Source organism: Paraburkholderia phytofirmans OLGA172, from assembly GCF_001634365.1.
GTDB lineage: Bacteria > Pseudomonadota > Gammaproteobacteria > Burkholderiales > Burkholderiaceae > Paraburkholderia.
Map to the genome: position 1 here is coordinate 313209 of NZ_CP014579.1, position 21588 is coordinate 334796.

Genomic DNA, 21588 nt, shown 5'->3' on the forward strand with positions numbered 1-21588 from the left:
ATGGACATCATGAAATTCGAATCTGGAATGGCAAGTAAACTAACGCGATTCATCATAGCGGACCGTCAGGGAATGGGGCGGTTGGGGCTGCTGCTCGCATGTCTCGCGTTGCTTCTAGTGGGACCCGAGGCGCACGCTGATTGCTCTGCGAAAGGGTCGCTCGGCACCACGCAGGTCAGCTTCCCGGCGACAATTTATGTACCGCCCGATGCCGCCAATGGTACTGTACTCGCTACTACAGGAGCTGTTGCTGTGACAGGGGCAACAGCCAACACGCAATACGCGAACTGTACTGGAAGTGGCAGTCTCTATTGGGCGATAGCCGCTGGGCCGGTTGTCGCCGATCGGATTGGCACAACGTCTGTACCAGGAATAGGCTATACGACTTCACTATCGGGCGGAGGTTTCAGTGACGACATTAATATGGATACCAAACTCAACGCGGCAAATATTCCTGGCGGACTTGGTATGCCTAAGTTCACCTCTCAGTTGTATGTCACGGTCAATCTAGTCAAGACCGGGCCCATCACGCCCGGCAAGCTTTCGCTGAACCCTAGCGGAACTGGCACTCCCGGTCGTGCTGGAGTTTTTTTCGCAGGCGACGGCGGTAGCATAGTGTTCACGGTGACGATGCTCAGCAACGTCTCGTCCGTTAGTTCAGCGGCGTGCACCGTGACAACGCCTTCGCCCAACGTCCCGTTGGACGCCATCAGTACGAGCGCGCTGACGGGGGTTGATTCTACTGCCGGCGAGAAGTCTTTTCCAATCAAGCTCAATTGCCCGAGTGCCGAAACTAAGGTCTATATTACTTTGACGGATAACGCTAACCCAGCCAATACAAGCACCACGCTTTCTCTGAAATCAGGCTCAACCGCGAGTGGCGTCGGGCTCCAGGTGCTCAACGCAGGTACGCCGGTCGCGTTCGGACCGGATTCAGCGGCACCCGGCAACAAGAATCAGTGGCTGGTGGGCACCTCTTCCGAAGGTCCGATGACCATCCCGCTCACAGCGAGATACGTCCAGACGGCCACCAAAGTCAAGGCTGGTACCGTCAACGGCGTCGCAACCTTTACGATGTCATATCAATAGTTTCTGACAGGGCGGCAATCTGCCGCCCTTCGTATCTGCCCGGGAATCATTGCGGCGGTACAGCATCTGCCCCTGAATCCTCATTTCCCGCCGGCCGCCCCCATGACGTGTATCATTCGTTCCCTGCGCTGTTCTGTGCCGGCAATTCCCGCATTTCCAAACGCTCGTTCGTAACCTGGTTGCGACGCGGCGGAGTCGCCATTGTGACGCGGGTCTCAGATCCAACTCCCGCAGCTCGACGCCGCCGCGCCAGACGTGGCAGACCCGAGGCCACAAGCTTCCGGACACCGCCCGAACCTCTATCCGTGACCGCCAGACCCGATGTCAGTCTCCGGACTCAAGCGCCGCCGCACGTTCGCGGTCATTTCCCACCCGGACGCGGCCAAGACCACGCTCACTGAAAAGCTGCTGCTGTTCTCGGGCGCGATTCAGATCGCCGGTGCCGTGAAGGGCCGCAAGAGCAATCGCTACGCGACCTCGGACTGGATGGAGATCGAAAAGCAGCGCGGCATTTCCGTCGCCAGTTCGGTGATGCAGTTCGAGTACGGCGACGCCGTCATCAACTGCTCGACATCCCGGGCCACGAGGACTTCTCCGAAGATACCTACCGTGTGCTGACGGCGGTCGACGCCGCCGTGATGGTGATCGACGACGCGAACGCTGAAGCTGCTCGAAGTCTGCCGCAGCCGCAAGACGCCGATCGTCATGGGCAAGGAATTCCAGGGCGTTTACGACATTCCGCATGACCCGGTGCGGTTGTTTCGTGCCGTGCCCGTCATTTCTATGCTGTGTTTAGGCGGACCGACAGCGAATACGAAACCACACCGTTCACCGAAGTCTAACTGAACCAGTTCGCGATCCTCTACGAAGATTGCTTTATTAGGATTCGTTTGTAGAGTGCATTTGATGATCTGCCAGACGGTAGGTTTTTATCTGCCTTGCATACAAAAATTTAGGCGCTCTCCACATTCTATGGTGAACAGATTGTACTGAATTTTTACTATTGCTTAGTACAATGAACGACGCAGTATCAGTAATCGTTGACCGGAGGCGTTAAATCGGGTGAACGACTTTTTAACGGTTATTTTTCAAAATTAAATTTAAAGGTGATAGTGATGAAACTGCTCAAAAAAATGACGTCGGGAATCGGTTTTGCCTGTGCGCTGCTTGCTGGCAGCGCACAGGCAAGCGTGACGATCGGCGGTACGCGAGTGGTGTATCCGCTCGAGCAGCGCGAAGTCACAGTCAAGCTGGATAACGACAGCAACAGCCCATCGCTCGTGCAGGTATGGATGGACGATGGCAACGCGGAGGCGAAACCAGGGGATATCAAGGTGCCGTTTGTGATTACGCCGCCGATCTTCCGCATGGATCCAAAGAAAGCGCAGACGCTGCGCGTGATGTATAGCGGCGAAGCGTTGCCGCAGGATCGCGAATCGGTGTACTGGCTCAATGTGTTGGACATTCCGCCGAAGGCCGACGCAGCGCCCGACGCCAACGTGCTGCAGCTTGCCTACCGCACCCGCATCAAGGTGTTCGTGCGTCCGGCCAAACTGCCGGGCAAGGCCGAAGACGCCCCGGCACAGTTGAGTTGGAAGGTCGCCGCGTCGCCGGATGGCAAGGGTCAGGCGGTGAGCGTATCGAATCCGACGCCGTACTACGTGTCGTTCAGCGAAGTCGATGTCGAGAGCGGTGGTCACACGTTCAAGAACGAACGGGGTGGCATGGTTGCGCCGCACGCGACAGAAGTGCTGCCGGTCGAAAAGATGAATGCAGTGGCAGCAGGCGCAAAGGTTCACTACACCGCGATCAGTGACTACGGCGGCGTCATTGCCGGCGACGCGACGCTCGGCCAATAGAGCACAGCCGTTCGCCAAACAGAACAAACACATCGAACTGATTTTTAGAACGGCAAGACCGTCGCATGGAGCGTAGTGGACTCGGTTTGCGGGAACTGATCGGAGTATTTGCTACGAGCCGACCCGGCAGGGGTGAGGACGAGTCCGCCCCTACTTTTGTGGGCAGAGGGGCCGCTGACTGCGGCATTTGCAGATACAGGAATGAACGAAATGATGAAGATACTGAAAGCGCTGACAGGTGCCGTGAAGTCGCATTGGCGCCGCGGGTTGTTGGGGATGGTTGTACTGGCGTGCTCTACTGCTGCTTGGGCTTCAAGTTGTTCGGGGCGCGCGAGTACCATTACTTTGACCCCGCCGGCAGCAATCGCCATCCCCCGGGATGCCGTAGTGGGCACTCTGCTCACCAGCTGGATAGCGTCAACTGCTGACTCCAACTGGTACCAATGCACTGGGACCAGCGGCAGCGATATGGCGGGGGTTGCATTTGAGCCGCTGTTACAGACGCCCTCGGGACTAACCATTTCCAGTGGCGGGGTTAGATACACGGTCTTCAATACTAGCGTTGCCGGAGTCGGTATCGCTGTAGGTGTGTCTGGAATCAGTGCTTGTAGCACGAGTGCATTTCGAGATCTCGGAACTCCAAACAGTGGCATTACTCTAGTACCCGCGCCTTGGGTCTTTACCAATGGCTGTACCGTGGGTAGCGGACCCGCGAATGTCGGTGGTCAGGCGCAGATTGCTTTTGTTAAAACCGGCCCAATTACGCCTGGTACGGCCAGTGGAGGTGTCCTTTTTGAAGCTGCTGCAGTCGTAGGACCGTTCAGTACGGGAGCCACTCTCGTGAGCGGAATGCGCAAGTCGTTTAAAGTGGATTCGATAAGTTTTACTGTTGGGTCTTGCACTATTCCAGATATGCCCGTATCGATGGGATCATACAAGGCTTCCACCTTCACGGGTCCGAATTCGTCGTCCAACCCAATCGATTTCAGCGTGGCCGTCAATAGCTGTCCGGCGGGATTAAATGGGATCCAGTATTCATTCGACGCCCCGAGTGGCGTGATTAATGCAACCGCCGGTGTGATTGCATTGTCAAGCAATTCTACTGCGACGGGTATCGGTCTGCAGCTCAAGGATAATTCTGGTAACGCGCTGAAGTACAACACGAATTACACTTTGAGCAGCTACAACAAATCCACCGGTGGTTCGTACACGATTCCGTTGAAGGCTTCGTACTATCAGACCGGGAAAGCCGTAACCGCGGGCTCAGCGAACGGGACACTGACTATCACGATGACCTACCAGTAGCAGGGGGCGCACGAGTTGCGAGAGAGCGAACGGCATGGTCGCGCCCAGATAAGATTGCATGTTGTTGCTCATGCCGTTCAGTTGGCACTGGACGGCGTTTTCGTTTGTATGGCTGGTGTTGCACGGCGATAGCGCACCGTCCGGCGCAAACGGTTGCTGCTGACTTTGCTGAGCAACCGTCGACGCTTTAAGGCGCCCGATATCGTCGCCGTTTGCGGCGGCCCGCCCCCATGACGTGTATCATTCGTTCCCTGCGCTGTTCTGTGCCGGCAATTCCCGTATTTTCAAACGTTCGTTCGTAACCTGGTTGGTTGCGGTGCGGCGGAGTTGCCATTGTGACGCGGGTCTCCGACCCAACTCCCGCAGCCCACCGCCGCCGCGCCAGACGTGGCAGACCCGAGGCCACAAGCTTCCGGACACCGCCCGAACCTCTATCCGTGACCGCCAGACCCGATGTCAGTTTCCGAACTCAAACGCCGCCGCACGTTCGCGGTCATTTCCCACCCGGACGCGGGCAAAACCACGCTCACTGAAAAGCTGCTGCTGTTCTCGGGCGCGATTCAGATCGCCGGTACCGTGAAGGGCCGCAAGAGCAATCGCTACGCGACCTCGGACTGGATGGAGATCGAAAAGCAGCGCGGCATTTCCGTCGCCAGTTCGGTCATGCAGTTCGAGTACGGCGACGCCGTCATCAACCTGCTCGACACGCCGGGCCACGAAGACTTCTCCGAAGATACCTACCGTGTGCTGACGGCGGTCGACGCCGCCGTGATGGTGATCGACGGCGCCAACGGCGTCGAAGCGCAAACGCTGAAGCTGCTCGAAGTCTGCCGCAGCCGCAAGACGCCGATCGTTACCTTCATCAACAAACTCGACCGCGAAGTGCGCGAGCCTCTCGAACTGCTCGACGAAATCGAGCAGCATCTGGGCGTCGCCGCCGTGCCGTTCACGTGGCCGATCGGTATGGGCAAGGACTTCCAGGGCGTCTACGACATCCAGCACGACCAGGTGCGCCTGTTCCGCGCCGGGCAGGATAAGGCGGGCGGCGCGGTCGAAACGCTGCAAGCGCTCAGCGACGAAGAAGGCGAACGCCGCTTCGGCCATAGCTGGGTTAAGGCGAAAGAAGAAATCGACCTGATCACCGGCGCGTCGCCGGATTTCGATCGCGAACAGTTCCTCGCGGGTCAGCAATCGCCGGTGCTGTTCGGCTCGGCGATCAACAACTTCGGCGTGAAGGAAATTCTCGACGCGCTGGTCGATCTGGCGCCGCCGCCATCGATGCGCATGACGGTGCAACGTCCGGTGATGCCGGACGAGCCGAAGTTCACTGGCGTGGTGTTCAAGGTGCAGGCGAACATGGATCTGGCGCACCGCGACCGCGTGGCGTTCATTCGCGTGTGTTCGGGGCATTTCGAACGCGGCATGGCAGTGAAGGTGACGCGCACGAACAAGACGTTTCGCGCGAATAACGTGGTGACGTTCCTGTCGCAGCGTCGTGAGACGGTCAGCGAGGCGTATCCGGGCGACATCATCGGTATCCCGAATCACGGCACGCTAAGCCTCGGCGATACGCTGACCGAAGGCGAGTTGTTGCAGTTCGTCGGCTTGCCGTTCTTCGCGCCGGAAATTTTCCAGACGGTGGAAGTGGTCGATCCGATGCGCGCGAAGCAACTCGGCGAGGCGCTGAAGCAGCTCGGCGAAGAAGGCGCGATTCAGGTGTTCCGTCCGGAAGTGGGCGGTTTGATTATTCTCGGCGCGGTTGGCCAACTGCAGTTCGAAGTGGTGTCGCACCGCTTGTCGACGGAATACAAGGTTGACGTGCGGATGGCGCCGGCGCGCTATCGGATGTCGCGTTGGGTCACCTGCGACGATGCGGCCGAATTGCGCCGTTTCACCGATTCGTACGCGGCGCGGATCGCGCTCGATGCATCGGATGCACCGACGTATCTGGCATCGCATGTGTCGGAGATCGAAGTCGCGCAGAAGGCGTGGCCGAAGATTGTCTTTAACGAATTGCGCGAGCATTCCGGCGCGCCGTTCAAGAAGGCGATGTGAGCGTATGTATGTCGCGCGGACACGGGTGACCCGGTCCGTGCGAGTACTTTCGCCACAGCAGTCTTTCACTTCACGGCAACAGCTTGCGCATCTCCGGCGTCGAGATGTCGTCAATGTGGCGAAATGCTGGTGCGGCTTTATCCATCTCCGCCGCGTCGACACCGAACTCCTCGAAGTAGATGCGCCACTCCCGCACCACGCGCCAGATGTCTGCAATCAACTGGCTGGCTGCGCGCTGGGATAGCGTGAACTTGTCGTGCCAACTGAGAGCGTTGTCCAAGGTAGCCAGCCTTCCGTCATTGCCTATGCTCAGGTGAAGATAGCGCTCGGTGGCATTGCTGGCGCGAGGCAGAACATCGTAAAGCGGGCTCAACCGCCAGCCGTGTAACGCGGCATCCCAGATGAAGCCGTGATTGCGCAGGTGGTCATCGTCGTTGCTAACGAAGATGTTATAGACCATGCGCTTGAAGAGCTCCGCGTTGTTCTCGCGAATTACGCTCGGGTGGCAATATTTTCGAATGGCGTCGGCCAGGTCTGCATATGACTTGTCGCGCGACTCAGCCTCATCGCAGGCCACAAGCGTAAGGCCGCTGACAAACCCTGAGCGATGTTCAACCCGCCCATCGCCAGACCCGAGTTTCAGGAGATCGGCGTGCTGCGCCGGCGCGCCGCCCGGCGTCATCCAGTAGCGGTCGAATCGGCGGATGAGCATGATGCGGCGGTCGCCAAGCAATAGCGTTTTCACGGGTGGCACTGTCAACCCTGCTTTCTCTGCCATCCTGAGCGCGGCGTACTCGATGCCCGGAATATCAAACCGGTCATGGCGGCTCGCGAACTTGGCGAGCCACAGCACCTCTTGATCGTCGCGGACGGAGGCCTTTGGGCGCGCGCCACCCAGAGCGGTGCCCTCTACGAAAATGGCTTCCAGATGGGCCGGAACGGGCAGGCCGTCCTCGATGCGCTCTGCAGCCTCCATCAGGTGGTTCAGGGTGTGCCAGTTGCTCACGCCCGCCGCTGGCAATTCCGTTCGGCTGGAACGGATGTCGAGCGCCCCCACGCGTTCACTTCCCGCGTGCAGGAGATACTCCGATTCAGCGAGGCTGTTCGGTGGCGCTTTGAGCTTGGCCTCGATAACGCGCCGCCCCCAAGAGTCAGGCGCTGCATCGCGGATGCCACCAAAGAAATGAAGGGCATTGACCGGCAGCAGGTATTTGCCTGAGATGAATGTCCGCTCCGCAATGCTCAGGCTGACCGGGTCCACCTCCAGTGCGTCGTCGCGCTTGAGGTAGTTCAGACCATAGGCGAAGCTCGATGCGACAAGATTCGAGCCCTCCTCAGTCAAGACGAGTTGTCCGCATGGCGCCCATTGCGCGCCAATGTTGGCGAAAGCTATCAGTCTTGATTCGCGAGTCGCCATCGAGATCCTTTTTTCAGCTGGGTTGGGTAAAGCGGACGATTAGAAATTCAGTTCGTCACGTTCGGCTGCGCTCATTTCGCGAACCCGGGACCTGCGCTCGCGCGCCGCCAACGCCGCCAACGCCGGGTCTCTTTCCGAATACAGGTTTTCGAGTGATGTGCCGGGTGCGATGGCATCCAGATACCGCAGAACCTGTCCGATGGCGAGGCCCGGGTCCCCGTGTTCGAGGCGGTAGACGGTGTTGCGCGACAGACCGGCACGCAACGCCGCGTCGGTCTGCTTGACGCCGCGCGCAATGCGCAGTCGTGCCAGCAGTTCTCCGAGGTGCCTGCTTTGCTCGAGGAGGGGCGGCGCAAGGGCGGAAGCTTGGGTCACTTTCATGTTCGTTAAAACGCTCATTATGAGCTTAATGCTCGATATATCGAGCATATTAGGCCACTGGGCATCGGACGTCAAACTGCCAGTCATTGATAAATGTACTTTAAATCGAGCATTAAGTTGATAATCCTTGATTTTACGAGCATGATGAGTTGCGAACGGCGGCATCGCGCTATGAATATGACAAGGCGCCCTGCGGCGCCTTGCTTGAGTGCTGGTCCGACCTAGGGTGAAGCGATGCACCCCTTATACAGCTCAACGGCAGAGCCCTTTGATGAATTAGTGTCGCACCACTGGCATTTCCTCTGCATCTGCGTCCAGGTCTGTCGCGCTTTCAGTCCGGGCTTGTTCCCGCTCTGCGGCCGTCGTAGAAGCTTGCCCCTTGATCTTTGCAGCCTCTGCAAGAAGGCGCGCCGCACGGCTCGCGGTGATGCGGCTTTGAGGGATGCCCTTCGCATCGAGCGCGATCACCTGGTACAACTCACGGTCGCACTCGAGCTCATGCTGATATTGTTCTGCCGTGTCGACAAGCAGTTCAAGCATGGTCTGTTGACGCCGTCTTTCGTCGCTCGTAACGGCAGGATTCCTACACATTGAGGACGCAAGTGTTATCAATGTGTTGAGATGGCTCAACTGCCGGTCGCAAAGATTGAAGGCGGACAGCGCAAGTTTTTCGTACTGGAGTGCGTCGACTGGCGGGCGTGAATCGGGTTGAGATTGTTTTTTAGGTTTGCTGCTCATGGTGCGACCTCCCTGGTACAGCTTGGATCGCCCGACACTCGCTTGCAAAGTGGGTGAGCGGGCACGAAGCGGGATTGGAAGACCGGCGCTAAACCAAACCGGCGAGCCTTGCGGCTCCCCCACCACGACCCGCCCATTGGAATATAGACGTGCAGAGGTAGACGCACGACCCGCGTGAGCGGGTGTGCGGATTTAGCTAGCAGGCTTCCAACCCTGACCGCCGGGTGTTTCCCGACAGCTTGATGATTATAAATCAGCGCAGCGTGGCGACTGTCGCCTGTTCGGGCTAAATCGTCGACTTTGGCCATTCGGATAAGGTAGGTGTCTCAATCGACGTCGTAGGGCGCCGCAATAAATGCGACATTGATAACGGCTAGCTTGAGGTCGGTGAAGCGGGTTCGTTTCGCCTGATTGGGACGAATCCGACCTGCAGGCCGAAAAGCTTCGCAACGCTGTTGAGCGAGTCGATGGTCGGATTCCCGGTCCCGCGCTCGATGTCCTGGATGACTCGGCGGCTGACGCCCCGGTGCGCGGCGAATTCCGCCTGGGTCAGGCCCGTCATCTTGCGCATCGCTTTCATGGCTTCAGGAATGTTCATATCACCCCGGGCGATCCTTTCGTAGAAAGCGCGGCGCAGGGCGTTCTGCTCTTCACGGGTGGGTCGAATCCGACGGGGCATGATGCGCCTCTTGTGGTTGAAGGGCTTTCAGTTGTCGGACCTGCGTATCAATGGACTGCGTCAGGAACTCGATGATGTCGTGATCGACGCCCTGTGCCTCCATTATGTCGGGTAGGCGTTCGATCTGCGCGCAGTCGACCCAACGATCGTCCAGGAATATCTGCAGGGTGCAATCCATGAGGCAACTCCTTGTGCCTCATAGATGTAGCACGATAAGGCGATGGATGGCTTATGTGCTTCTTATAAGTGTTTTTTGGTCGAATCAGCGGCTGGATGGCACTCGGAAAGGGTCGCAGACGTCGGTTGCTTTTGCGCTCGTTGGCGTTCGATCGTGGCGCGTTAGATGATGCGTCTAATGTCCCTCATATGGGCCACTAAGCGGCTTAACAGCCTATCTATGAGCTATTAAGCAAGATTCGGCCGCTCAAGGATGGGGGAACCCCGCGCAGCGAACCCATGAGCGAGAAAGCCTGTGACCCAGCGGTTGTATTGGCGGGGCGGGGGGGCTGAAAGCCGCCCGGCAAATGCTCGCACAAATTTTCAGTAAAATAATCAATTTCAACATTTGCTGAAAATGTCATTTTTATTGAAAAATTTGCCAGATTTCAGTATTTAGGCTAGTTTCAACAAATGCTGAAAGTGGACAAATTGATGAACAGGACCGAACTTCAGGGTCGTGAGGCCTTGGAGAGCTTGCTCTCGCAAATACCCGTCATCGGCATCCGTGACGTGCAATGGGAGTTCCCGCTCGCCAGTCACGAAGTCGACCTCATCGTGCATCTGCAAACTGCAGAGCAACCCTACCAGTTGTTCTGTGACATCCTGCCCAGCGGGCAGCCGCGATATGTCAACCACGCCTTACTGAAGATGCGTGAGGAAGTAACCCGGGGCGGACCAGAGGTTGTGCCGATTCTCATTGCCCCCTATTTCTCGCCAGCAACGAGGGAGGCCTGTCAACAAAACCATGTGGGCTATCTCGACCTGGAGGGCAATGCGCGGATTTCCTTCGGGAGTGTCTTCATTGACCGTCAAGTTTCCGTCAAACCCGTCGTTGAACGTCGCGAACTCAAGTCCCTATTCAGGCCTCGGTCGGCGCAAGTGCTTCGAGTGATGTTGCGCGCGCCTGCACGTATCTGGCGCGTTGCCGAGCTTGCGCAAGCCTCGGGCGTCAGTCTGGGCCACGTCAGCAATGTGCGGACAGGATTGCTGGATCGTGAATGGGCCACGGCGAGCAGCGATGGACTTTACTTGTCACAGCCCGACCTCTTGCTGGACGCATGGCGTGATAGCTATGAAGCGCCAGCCGGCGAGCACAAGCGTTTCTACACGACACTTCACGGCAGTGCCCTTGAGGATGCCGCGCGCAACGTGCTGAGTGGGAATGGCGAGAAGGATCTTTGGGCGGCCTTCGCTTCATTTTCCGCTGCCAAGTGGTTGGCACCCTATGCGCGAACCAGTACCCACTACTTCTATGCAAACCACGCAGGGCTGGAGAAGCTCAAGACGGCTCTGAAACTGGAGCCTTCGGCGAAGGGAGAGAACGTTATGATCACGCTCCCTAAAGACGAAGGCGTGCTGTCGGACACCGTCGAACCGGCACCCGGCGCCATCTGCACCAGCCCGGTTCAGACCTATCTTGATCTGAGCATTGCCGGTGAGCGTGGCGAAGAGGCCGCTCAATATCTCCGCCAGGAAAGGATGACATGGCCGAATTAGTTCCACAGGAGCCGCAGTCGGCGGCTGATTACGACGATCGCACCACCCATGCCGTGAAATCCGTGCTGGTGGAGATTGGCCAGGTACTTGGCAGCTTTAGAGGCAAGTTCGCGGTCATTGGCGGCGCGGTGCCTTGGCTGCTGCTCGACAGCGAAGAGATGCGACACGTCGGCACGATTGACGTCGATTTGAGCCTGAACGCCGAGGCCCTTGCCGATAAGGAATACGCCACCCTCGTCGCAGCGCTGATGGGTCACGGGTATCAACAACGCGACGGACTCAGGCGCTTCCAGCTCGTTCGTCAGGTCCCGCCCACGGACGAAGGTCCGGCGATCGATGTCATTGTCGACTTCCTCATGCCGCGTCAGGCCGATATCGAAAAGAACATTCCGCCGCTGATTGACAACTTCGCGGTCCAGCGCGCAGACGGCGCCGACCTCGCGACGCGTTTCTATCAAATGGTGGCGATTTCAGGTCCGATGCCAAACGGCGGTACCAACAAAGTCGAAATCGCGGTGTGTTCTATTCCCGCCTTGCTGGCTATGAAGGGGTATGCCCTGAACGGACGGCTCAAACAAAAAGACGCCTATGACGTCTACTTCTGCGTGCGAAACTATCCGGGAGGCGTGGAGGCCTTGGCAGATGCCTGTTACCCTCTTCTCGACCACGCAAGCGGTGCGGTTGGGTTCGGGTATATCGCAGCGAAGTTTGATGTCCTCGATGGTTTTGGACCTACCTCGGTCCGGCGATTCGTCGAAGACTCTCAAATCCTCGGTGATCGCACGCCAGAGCAATGGCAACGGGACGCTTTTGGGCAGGTCGAGGCGCTCTTGCGCGCATTGAACTTGCGTGAGTAAGCGCCACTGCGGCCTTGTCGAGTACCCGTAGCTGACACGCATGCCACGGGACCAAGAGATTATTCCAGGCCGGACGACGAAGTTACGACCTTCGACTGCGATGACTTAGCGCTAGCCGAGTGCGAGACCTGTGGGAGCAAAACCTCTTCCCGCATCCACCCGGCAAACGCCTGCACATATTCAAGCCCCACATGCTGCTGCGGGATGTCGAGCCAGTACCCGAAGGGCCCGGTTACTTCGATCTCCGCGAACCGCGCCAGGCTCCCATCCGCCAGTTCCTCGACGATCATGTTCCGATCGACCACCGCCAGCCCCGCGCCTTTGCGCGCGGCGCGGATCGCCTGCTCCAGCGTAGAAAATTCGATGCCGTTTTCCGCGTAGCGTGCGGGCAGGCGCGCCTTCGCCAGCCAGTTCGGCCACAGGTCCAGCCGAGCATCGTTATGCAGCACATGCAGCGCGGGCATATGCTCGAGCAGCATGTCGAGTGATTCGCTGAGCAAATGGGGTGCGCCGACCAGTACGTGGCGCTCGGTCATCAGCAATTCGGAATGCCCGCTCGCCAGCGCGTCGCGGCCGAAACGGATGTTGCAGTGACAGTCTTCCGTGGGCGAGGTGCGAACCGACAGTTCAACATCGGGCAATTCGTCACCGAGCGAACCGAGCCGCGGAGAGAACCACTGCGTCGCAAAGGTGGGCGGCACGGCGACGACGAGACGTCGCCGCCCTTTGGCCGCATTGATCTGACGGAAGCCGCGCTCGATCGTGTCGAAGGCTTCAGAGAGGCAGGGCAGGAATTGCAGGCCGGCCTGCGTCAAACGGATACCTTTGTGATCGCGCTCGAACAGCTTCGCGCCGAGCGATTCCTCGAGCAGCTTGATTTGCCGGCTCACCGCGCCTTGCGTCACACATAACGCAGTGGCGGCGCGATTGAAGCTCATGTGGCGGGCGGTTTCTTCGAAGAAGCGCAACGCGATCAGCGAGGGCAGGCGCCGCATAAATCACCTTCTGTCTCTCTGTTCATCCGGAGCAAGTGCGACGGCTGTCGCGCGCACGCGGAACCCAAGTTCGTAGCACGCGTTGTGTCTCCGACGCGCCGTGCCGACCTTCATCAGCCCGTTCATTTCAAGGCAAACGGGCTGTTCGGCACCGGTAGGATTGTCGCATTTCGGCTCGTTATTTTGCTTAAGTGCGCTAAAAAAATTCCGAAACGCGTTGGCTCGGATCAAGTGGAAACTCGCCTACGTCACGCCGCAGATTCGGAACCGCCGCGCAAGCCCTCGACTTCGCCTATCCTGACGAAGACGCGCACCTCGCCGCCTGTGCGCTTTCCCCACTCTGCGGAGCGCCCGTGACCGTTCGCAACCTAGACGCCTTGTTCCGCCCCAAATCCGTCGCCGTGATCGGCGCCTCCGAGCGGCCCGGCAGCACCGGCGCAATGGTGTGGGCGCGCGTGCTGGAAGGCGGCTTCGACGGCCCCATCTGGCCGGTCAATCCGAAATACGAGACGCTCGGCGGACGCAAGGTCATCGGCGATGTCGGCGATTTGCCGCAAGCGCCTACCGTCGCGCTGATCTGCACGCCGCCCGATACCTGGCCCGGCATCATCCATAAACTCGGCGGCTTGGGCACGCGCGCGGCGATCATCGTCGGCGAGGTGCGGTGCGATGAGGACCGCTTGCAGCTCCGGCACGCGCTCTCGGCGGCGCGGCCGCATTTGCTGCGCATTGTCGGGCCGGGCAGTCTCGGCGTGGTGTCGCCGGCGCTGCATGCGCATTTCGGCGCGCCGTCGTGCACGGTAAAGGCGGGTGGCGTGGCATGGGTGTCGCAATCGAATGCGCTGACCAATGCGGTGCTCGGGTGGGCGCACGCGCGCGGGCTTGGCTTCTCGCACGCGGTGGCGTTAGGCGGCGAAGCCGACGTGGATGCCGGCGACGTGCTCGACTATCTGGCGAGCGATCCCGGCACGCGCGCGATCCTTCTGGAGCTGGATACGGTGCGCGCGGCGCGCAAGTTCATGTCGGCGGCTCGCGCTGCGGCGCGCAACAAACCGGTGCTGGCATTACGCTCGGGCCGCGCAGATCCGGCCGACGCGCTCTACACCGCTGCGTTTCGTCGCGCGGGCATGGTGCGCGTCGATTCGCTCGACGATCTGCTCGATGAAATCGAAACGCTAGGCGTGGGCCGGGTGGCGGCGGGCGCGATGGCGACGCTGATCACCAGCGACAGCGGCCTCGCCACGCTCGCCTGCGACGCCTTCGCCGCCGCTGGCGACACGCTCGCGCCGTGGCCCGCCGAAGCGGATGCGGCGCTAAGCGAAGCGCTGCCGCACGCAGTGGCCGGCAACCCGCTAAGGCTCGGCGACGATGCCCGTCCCGAGCATTTCGGCACCGCGCTCAAGCTGCTCGCTGAGCATCGCAGCACGGGTACGGCGTTCGTGGTTCACGCGTCGACGCATGGCGCGCCGGTCGGCGAGGTCGCGCAGGCATTGATCGCGAATCAGCGCTTCGCGTATCGCGGGCTGCTGGCGTGCTTTTTCGGCGGCGTGGATGCGGCCACGCGCGACGCGCTGCATGCGCAAGGCATTCCGGTCCATACGACGCCGCAGCGGCTTGCGCGCGCCTTTGCGCGTCTGGTCGACTACCGGATGGGGCGCGAGTTGCTGATGCAAACCCCGGAGGGCTTGCCGTCACAGATTCCGGAAGCGATCGACGCCGCTCAGGCGCAAGCGCGCGCCGCCATCGCCGCAGGTGAGCACCAACTAACCGGCGAAGCGGCCGCACAGTTTCTTGAGCGTTTTGGACTGCGTGTTGAAACGCAAGGGGGGGATCTGGCGAAAGGATCGTCGGCGCAAGGCGTTGCGCAAAGGTTGACGGAAGCTCCAGCACAAGGCGCCGCGCAAGGATCGACGCTGAAGTCAACGCCAGCGCTGACCCCAGCAGATTGCGCGGAGCTGGCTGCCGCGCAGTCGCGTAAGCCGGTTGTCGACATCGCCGTCGAGCTTCACGACGACGACAACTTCGGCCCGGTCTTCCGCTTCACCACGCCGTCCGCGGACGGCGTGTCCGACCCGCTGCGCGTCTACGGCCTGCCGCCGCTCAACCCAATGCTGGCGCGCGACATCGTCACGCGCTCGCGCTACGCGCGGCTGGCCGCGCCGGAGCCGGCATTGGCCGCTTTGACGGCGTTGTCGCAAGCAGTCTGCGACGTCAAGGAACTGGTCGCGCTCACGCTGACGCTGCGCCTGTTCAGCGATCACGTCGTGGTGGTCGAGCCGACCCTGAGCATTGCGCCCACGCGTAGCCGTCTTGCGATCGTGCCCTATCCGCGCCGCTTCGAGGAGACGCTCGACTGGCAGGGCATACGTGTGACGGTCCGGCCGATCCGTCCGGAAGACGAAGCCGCGCATCACGATTTCGTCGAATCAATGACGCCGGAAGATTTGCGGCTGCGTTTTTTCGGCGCGGTCGGCAGCTTCGATCATTCGCAGCTCGCGCGCATGACGCAAATCGACTATGACCGCGAAATGGCACTGATCGCGACAGTGACGAGCGAAGACGGTTTTACGCGTACGCTCGGCGTGGTGCGCGCCGTGGCCGATCCGGACAACGAGACCGCAGAGTTCGCCGCCGCGGTGCGCTCCGACCAGAAAGGCCGGCGCCTTGGGCAATTGCTGATGGATCGCATCATCAAGTACGTGCGGGCGCGCGGCACCCATTGGCTGGTCGGCGAGGCGTTGCGGGAAAACGCGCCCATGATCGCGCTAGCCAGATCTTGCGGCTTCACCATCACGCCGACGGAAGATCCGGGCGTGGTCGGTTTCAGAATGGCGCTGGATGAACCGGCGCAGGGGTAAACGGTGAATTGCCCCTTGCTGCCACGTTCAGCCTTCGTGGGTATGAGCCGCAGCCGAATGCAAGGCCATCCGCGCCGACGAGTGTCCGCGGCGATTCGCGGACCTCGATGCCAGGACCTGAGCCTCAGGCCGGAAGCTTCGCCGCGGCTTCATCCACCTGCGTGCGGGTCACGGACAACTCTTCCAGCAACGCTTCAGCGTAGACAGCGCCAGTCTCGCGTTCCAGACGTGCAATCGTCGCGGCGCAACGGTTCGCGTCCTTCAGCGTCGCGATGAACGACTTCACCGATTCACCCGCCTTGAAAGCGTCGAACAGCGGCACGCGAATGTCGTCCGGCAGCGGACGCGCCGTCCATTGATACGGCTTGCCGTTGTACGTGAACGACGGCGGCAGCACGCGCTCTTTCTTCGCGGCCGGAATCAGGCCGAAGGTGCGCGCGGCGTCGCCGATCTGCTCGGCCGAAAACAGCTCGTCCGGGCTGATGTCGAATTGCTGAATGAAGGTCTCGATGCTTTGCATCGCCGCAGCGCGGTCGTCGCGGCGCTTTTGCGCATGAGCGACGATGTCGCGCAGTTCGTCGGCTTCTTCAGGCGTGATCGTGAAGCTCGACTGCTTCTGCTGGAGTTCGGAAAAACGCTGGAATTCGGAATCGGTCAGAAGTTTCGCCATTGCTTATCGATGGGCGCGCATGAGGGGACCCATGCGGCGTGATTTTTGAGGGGGTCGCCATTCTAAACCATGTGCGCTAGACAGCCTCTTCCCGAAACATCGACAGCGCCTGCACCGTCTCGCGCAGCAACGCCGTCGCCGCTTCCAACGTCGGCGCGACGTATTCGTCGATGCGCCGCAAGTACGGGCAGGTCAGCACCGCAATGGCCTGACCGGACGGTCCCTGGATCGGAACCGTGACGTCGGTCACGCCGAACGTCTGCTGACTGTCCTTCTGCGAAAAACCCGCCGCACGAATCCGCTCGCAGGCCTGTTCCAACGCATCACGGTCGATCGTGACTTCGCCCTTCACCTTGGTGTGCTCGGCCAGCATCCGTTCGCGCTGCTCGAAGCTTTGGAACGCCAGCATCACGCGGCCCGAACCCGTATCGATCAGGCCCACCCGTGAACCGAGCCGCACCGACATACCCCACGTGCCCGGTCCATCCACCTGCGCGATCACGAGCAAATTGCCGCGGTCGTACACCACCAGATGACAGGATTGCTCGGCTGTATCGGCAAAGCGCTGCATCAGCGGCAGCGCCTCGGAAATCAGCCGGTTCATCGGCGGATGACGATGCCCGAGTGCATAGAGCTTCAGACTCAGCGAAAAACGGTCGCCTGCCGCCGAGCGCACGACGTACTGCCGCGCGACCAGTCGCTCTAGCATCCGGTACATCTCGCTCGCATTGCGTCCCAGCAGCTTGGTGATTTCGGCGCGCGTCAGCCCTTCCTTCTGCTCGGCGAGCAGTTCGAGGATGTCGAGGCCTTTGTCCAGCGCGGGGGCGCGGTAACGGTCGTCGTCTTTGTCTTCTGCGTCCATCGTGGGCGAGGTTCCGAGTGTTGTTCTCATTATCTGGCGCATGAGTGTAAGTGCGGGGTGAATCTAGTGCGAGATGGCGCGGGTCCAGGGGAAACACTGACGCATGGTGCAGTGCACATTCCTTGACTTCGTAAAGTTTGTATATGAATAATGAGTTCATTGGTGAATTGAATCGCACCAATACACGAACACGATAAGAAAGCGCAGGACGAAGTGCCCGCCACTCGCATGGCAGGTTCACGCAGTTCAATAACGCCTTACCTTGCATGGGGCCGGAGTAAGTGCTTTGCATGGAATCGGAGTAGCGCGCTATGGGGCTGGAGTAAGCGCTAAAGCGCTTACTCCAGCCGGCACGCGAACTCCGATCGACAGCTAAAGCGCTAACTCCGGACCGACAAAGGAGACAACACCATGTCGTTCGCAAAAGGGCCGCACGCGGCTCGCCGTCTGTTCCAGCGTTCGCTATTTGCCGTTGCAGCGGCAGCTTGCGTCGCCGGTCTCGCCGTCAGTGGTGCGGCACAAGCCGCCGACGGCGGCAAGATCGGCCTCGGTCTGCCGCTCCTCACGTCGCCGTTCTGGCAGTCGTACAACAACTATCTGCCGAAGTACGCGAAGGACATGGGCATCGATATCCTCGCGCCGGTCAATTCGAACGGCGATCCCGCGCAGCAGATTACCGACATGAACAACCTGCTGAACCTCGGTGCGAAGGGCATTGTGGTCGGCCCGCTGGATTCGGCGGCGATCAGCCGCGCACTCGATGCAGCCGCCGCGAAGAACGTGCCGGTGGTCGCCGTCGACGTCGCGCCGACGCAAGGCAAGGTCGCGATGGTGGTGCGCGCCGACAACCATGCCTACGGCGAGAAGGCGTGCAAGTACATCGGCGAGCACGTGAAGTCGGGCAAAGTCGTGCAGATCATGGGTGACCTGGCTTCGGTGAATGGGCGTGACCGGTCTGAGGCATTCCGCTCGTGTTTGAAGGGCTTTCCGGGTTTGTCGTTGCTGGAGATTCCGGCAAGCTGGAAGGGCGATGTCGCGGCCACCGCGCTCGACAGTCTGCTCACTGCGAATCCTGACGTGAAGGCGATCTATATGCAGGCGGGCGGCGTCTATCTGTCGCCCACGCTGCAGACCCTGCGCCGCAAGCAGATGCTGTTTCCGGCCGGCGATGCGAAGCATGTCGTGATTGTCAGTAATGACGGCATTCCTCAGGAGTTCGACGCAATCCGTCGCGGTGATATCGACGCTACTGTTTCCCAGCCCGCCGATTCCTACGCGAAATACGGTCTCTTCTATATCAAGGCCGCGTTGGCCGGGCAGACCTTCAAGCCGGGCCCGACGGATCACGGCAGCAACATCATCCAGTTGGCGCCAGGCATTCTCGAAGATCAATTGCCCGCGCCGCTCGTCACGAAAGCGAATGTCGACGACAAAGCGTTGTGGGGCAATACCGTTAAATGAGCGAGCCGACGCCCTCCGTGCCGGTCGTCCCACCCTCCGATGGGGCTTCCTTCGGGGCGTCCCCCAAGGGGACTTCCTTCGGGGCGCAGGGGCTTCCTCCGGTCGCCGAAGCGTTTGAGGTCACCAAACGCTTCGGTTCCACGGCCGCGCTGAAAGACGTCAGCATCCGGGTGATGCCCGGCGAGTCGCATGCACTTGTCGGGCGCAACGGTGCGGGCAAATCGACACTGGTGTCGATCCTCACGGGCCTGCGCAAGCCCGATACCGGCGAGGTATGTTTCAACGGCGCGCCAGCCCCTTCGATTGCGGATCGCGATACGTGGCGTGAGCGCGTCGCCTGCGTTTATCAGCATTCCACGATCATCCGCGATTTGAGCGTCGCGGAGAATCTGTTCATCAATCGGCAGCCGTTGCGCGGCGGTGTGATCGATTGGCACGCGATGCGCCGCGACGCGCGGGCGTTGCTCGATCACTGGAAGATCGACGTAGGCGAAGATGCGCGCGCCGGGGATCTGAGTGTAGAAGCGCGTCAACTGGTGGAGATCGCCCGGGCGCTGTCGTACGGCGCGCGCTTCATCATCCTCGACGAACCGACCGCGCAGCTCGACGGCGACGAGATCAAGCGCCTGTTCCGACGCATCAGCGAGTTGCAGCGCGAAGGCGTGACGTTCCTGTTCATCTCGCATCATCTGCAAGAGGTCTATGAAATCTGCCAGGCCGTGACAGTGCTGCGCGACGCGCGGCATATCGTCAGCGCACCGGTTTGCGCGTTGCCGCGCGAGCAATTGATCGAAGCGATGACCGGCGAGCGTGGCGGTCTTGCCGTCGCCGATGCGGCGGCGCGCGCTGCCTTGCCTGCGGATACGGCTGTTGCGCTGGAGGTCAAAGATCTGGTCGGTGCCGATTACGAAGGTGTGTCGTTCACGGTGAAGCGTGGCGAAGTGGTCGGGCTGACCGGCGCAACGAGCAGCGGCCGCACGAGCGTGGCTGAAGCGATTGCTGGTCTGCGCGCGGCCCGGAGCGGTGCGATCAGCGTGGATGGCATAACGCTGCCGCAAGGCGATGTCCCTGCTGCGCTTGCGCACGGCATCGGCTGCGTGCCGAAGGATCGCCATCACGAAGGCCTGGTTCTCACGCAATCGGTTGCTGAAAACGCCTCGATGACGATTACGCGTCTTCTCGGCAAATTCGGCATTGCGTCACCGGCGAAGAAAAACGCCTTCGGTCAAAAGATGATCGATGCGCTCGGCATCGTCGCGCAAGGTCCCGCGCATGTCGTGTCAGGTCTATCGGGCGGCAATCAGCAGAAGGTCGTGATGGCGCGCGCGCTCGCCACCGATCCCAATGTACTCGTACTAATCGACCCGACAGCAGGCGTCGATGTGAAATCGAAAGAAGCGTTGCTGTCAGTCGTGGATCGTGTGCGCGAAGACGGTAAAGCCGTGCTGGTCGTGTCCGGCGAACTCGACGATCTGCGCACTTGTGACCGCGTGCTTGTCATGTTCCGTGGCCGTGTCGCGGGCGAATTTCCGGCGGGTTGGCAGGACCACGACCTGATCGCATCCGTTGAAGGAGTCAGTCTCCATGAAGAATAGTGCGCCCAGCCCTGCATTCGGCACCGCACAAGGTCAAGCGCAGCTGCAGCCCATCGCTCAGGCGACGCGTGGCAAACGTGCTCGCATCGAACTCGCGCGGCTGCGCGACCTGGCGTTGCTGCCTGCGCTGGCGTTGTTGCTCGTGATCGGCGCGTTTGTCAGCCCAAGCTTTCTGACGAAGGCGAATCTGATCAGCGTGCTGGGTGCGTCCGCGGCATTGGCGTTGGTCGTGCTCGCCGAATCGCTGATCGTGTTGACCGGCAAGTTCGATCTGTCGCTCGAATCGACGGTGGGTATTGCGCCCGCCATCGGTGCGATGCTGGTGATGCCGGCGGCGTCCGCGGGTTTCGGAATGCAGTGGCCAGCGGCTGCGGGCTTGCTGAGCATCCTCGTGGTCGGCGCGGTGATCGGATTCGTCAATGGTTTTCTTGTGGTGCGTCTGCGGCTGAACGCCTTCATCGTCACGCTGGCGATGCTGATCGTGTTGCGCGGCATGCTGGTCGGTGCGACCAAAGGCGGCACGCTGTTCGATATGCCGCCTTCGTTCTTCTCGCTCGCCACCACCATCGTGTTGGGCTTGCCGTTGTCCGTGTGGCTCGCGGCGGTCGCATTCGCGATCGCTGCGTTCGTGCTGCGCTATCACCGCCTGGGCCGCGCGTTATACGCGATCGGCGGCAATCCGGAAGCGGCGCGCGCGGCGGGGATTCGCGTCGAGCGCATAACGTGGGGCGTATTCGTGCTCGGCAGCATGCTGGCCTCGGTGGGTGGTTTGATCGTCACTGGATATGTCGGCGCGATCAACGCGAATCAGGGCAACGGCATGATTTTCACGGTGTTCGCGGCGGCGGTGATTGGCGGCATTTCGCTCGACGGCGGCAAGGGCACTATGCTCGGTGCGCTCACCGGCGTATTGCTGCTCGGCGTCGTGCAGAACCTGCTGACGCTGGCCCAGGTGCCGTCGTTCTGGGTTCAGGCAATCTATGGCGCGATCATCCTCGGCTCGCTGATGGTGGCACGGCTCGCCAGTGGCGAAGGCCACAACTGATGCGCA

At 60.5% G+C, this 21588-nt stretch carries 18 protein-coding genes and 1 pseudogene; 11 read left to right on the top strand and 8 right to left on the bottom strand.

The window, feature by feature from the left end; all coding sequences use genetic code 11:
- Nucleotides 1–9: 9 nt before the first annotated feature.
- The 5 genes and pseudogenes from AYM40_RS40455 (at nt 10) to AYM40_RS21785 (ending at nt 6308) form a co-directional block, all read left to right on the top strand.
- Nucleotides 10–1089, top strand: a complete 1080-nt coding sequence (locus tag AYM40_RS40455) for a fimbrial protein (RefSeq protein WP_158515304.1) — start codon at nt 10–12, stop codon at nt 1087–1089.
- A 321-nt stretch (nt 1090–1410) separates the two neighbouring features.
- Nucleotides 1411–1835 (top strand): annotated as a pseudogene (locus tag AYM40_RS21770) (GTP-binding protein).
- A gap of 369 nt (nt 1836–2204) precedes the next feature.
- Nucleotides 2205–2948, top strand: a complete 744-nt coding sequence (locus tag AYM40_RS21775; protein WP_063498351.1) for a fimbria/pilus periplasmic chaperone — start codon at nt 2205–2207, stop codon at nt 2946–2948.
- Nucleotides 2949–3158: 210 nt separating this feature from the next.
- Nucleotides 3159–4253 (top strand): fimbrial protein, encoded by a 1095-nt coding sequence (locus tag AYM40_RS21780; protein ID WP_158515305.1) that lies wholly within the window; start codon nt 3159–3161, stop codon nt 4251–4253.
- Between the two features lie 453 nt (nt 4254–4706).
- Nucleotides 4707–6308 carry a peptide chain release factor 3 gene (locus AYM40_RS21785; protein WP_063498353.1) on the top strand — a complete coding sequence of 534 codons (1602 nt, stop codon included), beginning with the start codon at nt 4707–4709 and terminating at the stop codon, nt 6306–6308.
- A 70-nt stretch (nt 6309–6378) separates the two neighbouring features.
- On the opposite strand, the gene AYM40_RS21790 is transcribed toward AYM40_RS21785, so the two are convergent.
- The 5 genes from AYM40_RS21790 to AYM40_RS21810 form a co-directional block, all read right to left on the bottom strand.
- On the bottom strand, nt 6379–7650 hold the full coding sequence (locus AYM40_RS21790) for a type II toxin-antitoxin system HipA family toxin (protein ID WP_158515306.1): 1272 nt from the start codon (nt 7648–7650) through the stop codon (nt 6379–6381).
- 114 nt (nt 7651–7764) lie between these two features.
- Complete coding sequence (locus AYM40_RS21795) at nt 7765–8106, bottom strand: helix-turn-helix domain-containing protein (RefSeq protein ID WP_063498355.1); 342 nt, start codon at nt 8104–8106, stop codon at nt 7765–7767.
- Between the two features lie 276 nt (nt 8107–8382).
- Complete coding sequence (locus AYM40_RS21800; protein ID WP_063498356.1) at nt 8383–8844, bottom strand: hypothetical protein; 462 nt, start codon at nt 8842–8844, stop codon at nt 8383–8385.
- Between the two features lie 373 nt (nt 8845–9217).
- On the bottom strand, nt 9218–9523 hold the full coding sequence (locus AYM40_RS21805) for a helix-turn-helix domain-containing protein (RefSeq protein WP_063498357.1): 306 nt from the start codon (nt 9521–9523) through the stop codon (nt 9218–9220).
- Nucleotides 9495–9701, bottom strand: a complete 207-nt coding sequence (locus AYM40_RS21810) for a hypothetical protein (RefSeq protein WP_063498358.1) — start codon at nt 9699–9701, stop codon at nt 9495–9497. Before AYM40_RS21810 ends, AYM40_RS21805 begins: the two co-directional genes overlap by 29 nt.
- Nucleotides 9702–10174: 473 nt before the next feature.
- Here AYM40_RS21810 and AYM40_RS21815 point away from each other — a divergent pair, with 473 nt between their 5' ends.
- Nucleotides 10175–11239, top strand: coding sequence for a type IV toxin-antitoxin system AbiEi family antitoxin (locus tag AYM40_RS21815; protein ID WP_236721055.1), 1065 nt, complete (start codon nt 10175–10177; stop codon nt 11237–11239).
- Nucleotides 11227–12096 carry a nucleotidyl transferase AbiEii/AbiGii toxin family protein gene (locus tag AYM40_RS21820; RefSeq protein ID WP_063498360.1) on the top strand — a complete coding sequence of 290 codons (870 nt, stop codon included), beginning with the start codon at nt 11227–11229 and terminating at the stop codon, nt 12094–12096. The genes AYM40_RS21815 and AYM40_RS21820 overlap by 13 nt, the downstream gene beginning before the upstream one ends.
- 59 nt (nt 12097–12155) lie before the next feature.
- Here AYM40_RS21820 and AYM40_RS21825 read toward each other — a convergent pair whose 3' ends face one another.
- Entirely contained in the window at nt 12156–13091 is a 936-nt protein-coding gene (locus tag AYM40_RS21825) for a LysR family transcriptional regulator (RefSeq protein WP_082855236.1), read from the bottom strand.
- Between the two features lie 353 nt (nt 13092–13444).
- Between AYM40_RS21825 and AYM40_RS21830 the strand changes: the two genes are divergently transcribed.
- Nucleotides 13445–15949: a GNAT family N-acetyltransferase gene (locus AYM40_RS21830; RefSeq protein ID WP_063498361.1), complete on the top strand. Its 2505-nt coding sequence runs from the start codon at nt 13445–13447 to the stop codon at nt 15947–15949.
- Between the two features lie 124 nt (nt 15950–16073).
- Here AYM40_RS21830 and AYM40_RS21835 read toward each other — a convergent pair whose 3' ends face one another.
- The gene (locus AYM40_RS21835) at nt 16074–16619 is read right to left on the bottom strand and encodes a hypothetical protein (protein WP_063498362.1); all 546 of its coding nucleotides are present in this window, start codon (nt 16617–16619) and stop codon (nt 16074–16076) included.
- A 76-nt stretch (nt 16620–16695) separates the two neighbouring features.
- Nucleotides 16696–17481 carry an IclR family transcriptional regulator gene (locus AYM40_RS21840; RefSeq protein WP_063498363.1) on the bottom strand — a complete coding sequence of 262 codons (786 nt, stop codon included), beginning with the start codon at nt 17479–17481 and terminating at the stop codon, nt 16696–16698.
- A gap of 411 nt (nt 17482–17892) precedes the next feature.
- Here AYM40_RS21840 and AYM40_RS21845 point away from each other — a divergent pair, with 411 nt between their 5' ends.
- The 3 genes from AYM40_RS21845 to AYM40_RS21855 are packed head-to-tail and all read left to right on the top strand — an operon-like array spanning nt 17893 to nt 21582.
- A complete protein-coding gene (locus tag AYM40_RS21845) occupies nt 17893–18942 on the top strand; it encodes a sugar ABC transporter substrate-binding protein (RefSeq protein ID WP_063498364.1) in 1050 nt (349 codons plus the stop codon).
- The gene (locus AYM40_RS21850) at nt 18939–20537 is read left to right on the top strand and encodes a sugar ABC transporter ATP-binding protein (RefSeq protein WP_236721056.1); all 1599 of its coding nucleotides are present in this window, start codon (nt 18939–18941) and stop codon (nt 20535–20537) included. Before AYM40_RS21845 ends, AYM40_RS21850 begins: the two co-directional genes overlap by 4 nt.
- Nucleotides 20527–21582 carry an ABC transporter permease gene (locus tag AYM40_RS21855; protein ID WP_063498365.1) on the top strand — a complete coding sequence of 352 codons (1056 nt, stop codon included), beginning with the start codon at nt 20527–20529 and terminating at the stop codon, nt 21580–21582. The genes AYM40_RS21850 and AYM40_RS21855 overlap by 11 nt, the downstream gene beginning before the upstream one ends.
- The last annotated feature ends 6 nt before the right edge of the window (nt 21583–21588 follow it).